Annotated in this window: 6 protein-coding genes; all 6 read right to left on the reverse strand. The window is 62.4% G+C overall.

The features are described from left to right. Nucleotides 1–87: 87 nt before the first annotated feature. The 6 genes from HQL56_18000 to HQL56_18025 are packed head-to-tail and all read right to left on the reverse strand — an operon-like array spanning nucleotide 88 to nucleotide 4,963. The gene (locus HQL56_18000; protein ID MBF0311411.1) at nucleotides 88–393 is read right to left on the reverse strand and encodes a DUF59 domain-containing protein; all 306 of its coding nucleotides are present in this window, start codon (nucleotides 391–393) and stop codon (nucleotides 88–90) included. Between the two features lie 9 nt (nucleotides 394–402). Then, nucleotides 403–855 (reverse strand): SUF system NifU family Fe-S cluster assembly protein, encoded by a 453-nt coding sequence (locus tag HQL56_18005; protein MBF0311412.1) that lies wholly within the window; start codon nucleotides 853–855, stop codon nucleotides 403–405. Then, nucleotides 842–2,158: a Fe-S cluster assembly protein SufD gene (gene sufD / locus HQL56_18010; GenBank protein ID MBF0311413.1), complete on the reverse strand. Its 1,317-nt coding sequence runs from the start codon at nucleotides 2,156–2,158 to the stop codon at nucleotides 842–844. Before sufD ends, HQL56_18005 begins: the two co-directional genes overlap by 14 nt. Beyond that, nucleotides 2,155–2,904, reverse strand: a complete 750-nt coding sequence (sufC, locus tag HQL56_18015) for a Fe-S cluster assembly ATPase SufC (protein MBF0311414.1) — start codon at nucleotides 2,902–2,904, stop codon at nucleotides 2,155–2,157. Before sufC ends, sufD begins: the two co-directional genes overlap by 4 nt. A gap of 2 nt (nucleotides 2,905–2,906) precedes the next feature. Further along, nucleotides 2,907–4,352 (reverse strand): Fe-S cluster assembly protein SufB, encoded by a 1,446-nt coding sequence (gene sufB, locus HQL56_18020; GenBank protein ID MBF0311415.1) that lies wholly within the window; start codon nucleotides 4,350–4,352, stop codon nucleotides 2,907–2,909. A gap of 56 nt (nucleotides 4,353–4,408) precedes the next feature. Next, nucleotides 4,409–4,963, reverse strand: coding sequence for a tetratricopeptide repeat protein (locus HQL56_18025; protein MBF0311416.1), 555 nt, complete (start codon nucleotides 4,961–4,963; stop codon nucleotides 4,409–4,411). Nucleotides 4,964–5,067: the final 104 nt, after the last annotated feature.

Raw genomic sequence — 5,067 nt, forward strand, 5'->3', positions numbered from 1 at the left:
CTTTGAAATAAGGATTACTGAAAAGTCAAAGGATAGAACAGGCGCTCTTTTTGATTATAAAAAGATAACATATTGAAAGTCAAACGATTAAAGCATCTCCATGCGCCATCGGGCCTCCTCGTTCATGCGCTCCCGGCTCCAGGGGGGATCCCAGACCAGCTCCACATCGACCCCGTTGACCCCCGGAACCCGGCCCACCACCTCCGCGACCTCTTCGGGAATGGCCTGCGCCACGGGACAAGCCGGGGCGGTCAGGGTCATTTGCACACTGACCAGCCCCAGGGGCAGGATCTCCAGACGATAAACCAGTCCCAGATCGAAGATGTTGATGGGAAACTCCGGATCCAGAACCGTGCGCAAAGCGGCGATAACCTTTTCACGAAGCGTATCCATGGGATATTCCTATTCCGTACACACGGTGTGTTGTTCCTGTTGCAATGCGGCATGCAGGATATGCCAGGCCAGGTTGGCGCACTTGATGCGGTCGGGATAGTCAAAGACACCACCCAGCAACGCCAGACTGCCGAGCCCCGGCTGCTCCGGGGGGAGGGGCTCCCCCCCGTGCAGAAAAGCCGTCATGCGGCGGAACAGCGCCTCCGCCTCCTCCAGGGTCAACCCCTCCAGAGCCTTGGCCATCATGGAGGCGGAAGCCACGGAAAGGGCGCAGCCCACCCCCTCGAAACCACTCTCCCGGATCACGCCCTCTTCAACCCGCAGATGGAGGGTGAATTCGTCCCCGCAGGTGGGATTGAAACCATAAGCCGTATGGTTGGTCCCCTGGGGAACCCGCAAATAGTGATACGGGTGGCGATTGTGGTCGAGAAGGGTCTCCTCGTAGAGTTCACGATCGATCATCATGGCAAAGCCCTCCCAGTTGCCGACGCAGCCAATCCCGCAGGGAGAGCGGTTCGAGATCCTGCAGCACCTCTTCCGCAAAGCCCTCGACCAGCAGGCGTCGGGCTTCGCTCTCCTTCAAACCCCGGCTCCGCAGGTAGAACATCGCCTCCTGGTCCACATGGCCCACACTGGCCCCGTGAGCGCATTGCACGGCATCGTTGAAGATCTCCAGTTGCGGCAGGGTATCGATCTCCGCCTGATCGGAAAGCAGCAGATTGGCGCTACGCTGCCGGGACTCGGTATCTCGCACGCCCGGCGGAACCTGGATGACCCCGTGAAACACCCCTCGCGACTCCCCGTCGAGGACACCCTTGAAAAGCTGTCGGGATCGGGTGGCGTTGGCCTGATGGTGAATGCGGGTCTGAAAATCCATGTGCTGCCGCCCCTCGGCCATAAAAAGGCCATCCAGGCGACAGGCGGCTCCCTGGCCGTTCAGGTTGAGACAAACCTCCTGGCGGGTCAGGGCCCCACCCCGGCAAAAGAGCCGGGAATCCAGTTGACTGGAAGCCTCCTGGCGGATGTCCATACGGCCCGAATGGTGCGTCAGAGTCGATTCATCGAGCCGCAGCAGGTGATCGACCCGGGCTCCCCGGCCCATCAGCAGGTCGGTCCGGGCATTGCTCAAATGAGGCGGCATGCCCAGCGTGACGTAACTTTCCACCAGTTGCAGACGGGCCTCCGCCTCCACCACGATGCGATTCCAGGGCTGGATGGCCTGGGCCTCCCGTGACGGAGTGGTCAGAAACAAGAGGTGCAACGGAGCGTCGAGACGGGCTCCGGCGCTCACCCGAACAAAAGCCCCATCCGGCCAGAAGGCCTGATTCCAGGAGGTGAAACCCGGCTCCGCGACGACCTCCCGACCGAGGGCGGCGGTGATCTCCCCCGGTGATTCATTGGCCAGGCGGGCCATGCTGACCACCCGGACACCCGAGGGGAGTTTGCCCAGGTCCGATAACGAGGGCACATGGAAACCGTTGACGAAGACCAGTCGCGGACGATAGCGGGATTCGGGCAGAAAGGCGTCGAGATCCTCGGGAACCAACCCCATGCAGACCGACTTGGGGGGCTTGAACAGGGTTCGGGACAGGGCCCGGACCGAGGTATACTTCCAGTTTTCCAGGAACTGGGTGGGAAAGCCCAGCTCCAGGAAACGCTGCAACGAGGCCCGACGGGAGGAGCGGATGGCCGGGGTGGCAAACCCCGGGAAGCCGGACTCCCCCTCCAGAAAGAGGTTGCGATAGGATGCGGTGAAGTCGTTCATGCCACGGCCTCCTCGATCCAGCCGTAACCGCGCTCTTCGAGTTGTCCCGCCAACTGGCGGCCACCGGAAAGGCCGATGCGTCCGCCCAGCAGCACATGCACCCGATCCGGCGCCACCTGCTCCAAAAGGCGCGGGTAGTGGGTGATCAGCAGCACGGCGCAGCGATTCTCGCGCAGAAGCGTGATGGCTTCGGCCACCTTGCCGAGGGCATCGATATCCATGCCCGAATCGATCTCGTCGAGGATCGCCAGGCGCGGCTCCAGCACCAGCATCTGCAGCAGTTCGTTGCGTTTTTTCTCCCCTCCCGAGAATCCCGCGTTGACCGGGCGCAGCAGCCACTCCTCCCCCAGCCCCAAGGGGCTCAGGCGACGGCGCAGGTGATCCCGAAAGACCATGGCGTCGATCTCCCCAAGGCCCCGATGGCGGAGGTGGGCGTTGTAGGCCTCCTTCAACAGACGGGCGTTGCTGACGCCGGGAATCTCCACCGGATTCTGAAAGGCCAGGAAGAGGCCCTCCCGGGAACGCTCCTCGGGGGACAAGGCCAGGAGATCCCGACCCCGATAGGAAATCTCCCCCTGACTGACCCGACAATCGGCCCGACCCGCCAGGAGATTGGCCAGGGTGCTTTTCCCGGCCCCGTTGGGCCCCATCAGGGCGTGAACCTCACCCTCCCCGAGTTGAAAATCGAGGCCGCGCAGAATGGACTTTTCCCCAATGGAAACATGCAGATCGCTTATTTCCAGAATGTTCATGCCACGCTCCCTTCCAGGCTGACGGCAAGCAGTTTGCGAGCCTCCAGGGAAAACTCCATGGGCAGCTCGCGAAAGACCTCCTGACAGAAGCCATGCACGATCAGGGAGACCGCCTCGTCCCGGCCCAACCCCCGCTGTCGGCAGTAGAAGAGTTGATCCTCGCTGATCCGGGAGGTGGTGGCTTCGTGTTCCACCCGCGCGGAGGCGTTTTTGACTTCGATGTAAGGAAAGGTGTGAGCCGAACAGGCCGAGCCCAGGAGCAGGGAATCGCACTGGCTGCTGTTTTGCGCCCCGGCTGCGGAAGAGAGGATTTTGACCAGCCCCCGGTAGGCGTTGTGCCCCTGGCCTGCGGAGATCCCCTTGGCGAGGATGGTGCTGCGGGTGTTGGCCCCGATGTGGATCATCTTGGTGCCGGTGTCGGCCTGCTGGTGGTGGTTGGTCAGGGCCACGGAGTGAAAACGCCCCGTGGAGCCCTCGCCCCGCAGAATCACGCTGGGGTACTTCCAGGTGATGGCCGAACCGGTCTCCACCTGGGTCCAGGCGATGCGGGAGCGGTCTCCGCGACACTCCCCCCGTTTGGTGACGAAATTGTAGATGCCGCCGCGCCCCTCGGCATCCCCCGGATACCAGTTCTGCACCGTGGCGTAGCGGATATCGGCCCCCTCGAAGGCGATCAGTTCGACCACGGCGGCGTGAAGTTGATGACGGTCCCGCTGGGGAGCGGTGCAACCCTCCAGATAGGAGACGGAACTCCCCTTGTCGGCCACGATCAGGGTGCGTTCGAACTGGCCGGTGTTTTCGGCGTTGATGCGGAAATAGGTGGACAACTCGATGGGACAGCGCACCCCCGGCGGGATGTAGCAGAAGGTGCCGTCACTGAAGACCGCCGCATTGAGGGCGGCGAAGAAGTTGTCTCCGGGAGGGACCACCGTGCCCAGATAACGCCGCACCAGCTCGGGATGCTCCCGGAGGGCTTCCGACATGGAGCAGAAGAGGATCCCCAATTTCCCCAGCTTCTCGCGATGGGTGGTGGCCACGGAAACGCTGTCGAAAACCGCATCCACCGCCACCCCGGCCAGGGCCAGCCGTTCCCCCAGGGGAACCCCCAGTTTTTCGTAGGTGGCCAGCAGCGCCGGATCGACATCCTCCAGTTTCACCGGTACGCGGTCGTCGGCAAACGGGGAGGAGTAGTAGCGGATGCCCTGGTAGTCGATGGGCGGATACCGCAGGCTCGACCAGCGGGGTTCCTTCATGCCCAGCCAGTGATGATAGGCGGCCAGGCGCCAGTTGAGCATGAATTCCGGCTCGCCTTTTTTGGTCGAGATGGCCTGAATCACCCCCTCATCCAGGCCTTCCGCCAGGGAATTGGCCTGGATGGCGGTCACAAATCCGTGTTTGTAACTGCGAGAGAGGAGACTGGCGACTGCGGGTTCGACATGCATGGCGGACACTCCTCAAATTCGACCGACGCGAAGATTCGGAAACGGGCGAAAACGACCTACTGCAACACCCGCAACATCTCCTCCACCTCGGCTTCCGGCATGCGCAGACGGGGATAGTCCCGCTCGCCCTCCCGCATGGCCTCCACGGCCTCCTGTTGGGTTCGCATCATGCCCATTTCGTCGCCGAAACCCTGCAGGGCGGTCTCGTTGCACATCACCACCCAGCGCAAATCCTCTTCCGCCTCGGCGGTCCGTTGGCACTGCATGAAACAGATGGCCCGTTCCAGATAGGCGATGGCGTAGTTCGGATCGATCTGGATGGCCTGGGTCAGGTTGGCGATGGCGTCCTCCGCACGGTTCATGCGGCGGCACAGGGTGCCCCGCAGGAAATAGAGCTGCGGGTTCTCCACATCGAGACGCATCATCTCGTCACAATCCGCCATGGCTTCGGCATACTGCCCGAGTTGCAGATGAGCCACCGCCCGGGTCATCAGCCAGGGAACCTCCATCCCCCCGATCTCTATCGCCCCGGATACCATGGTGATGCAGCCTGGAGCCTCTCCTTCGGTCAGCAGTAACTGACCTTCCCGGTACAACTCCCGTGCGGACATGATCGTACTCCCTTGATGGCTTGTGCGCCGTGAAGCGACTGCTCCGGCGACTAGGGCGTGTTGACATTCACCATCTTTTGGTCCCTGGCCGCGTTGCAATCCGG

Source organism: Magnetococcales bacterium, from assembly GCA_015231925.1.
Taxonomy (GTDB): Bacteria; Pseudomonadota; Magnetococcia; order Magnetococcales; family JADGAQ01; genus JADGAQ01.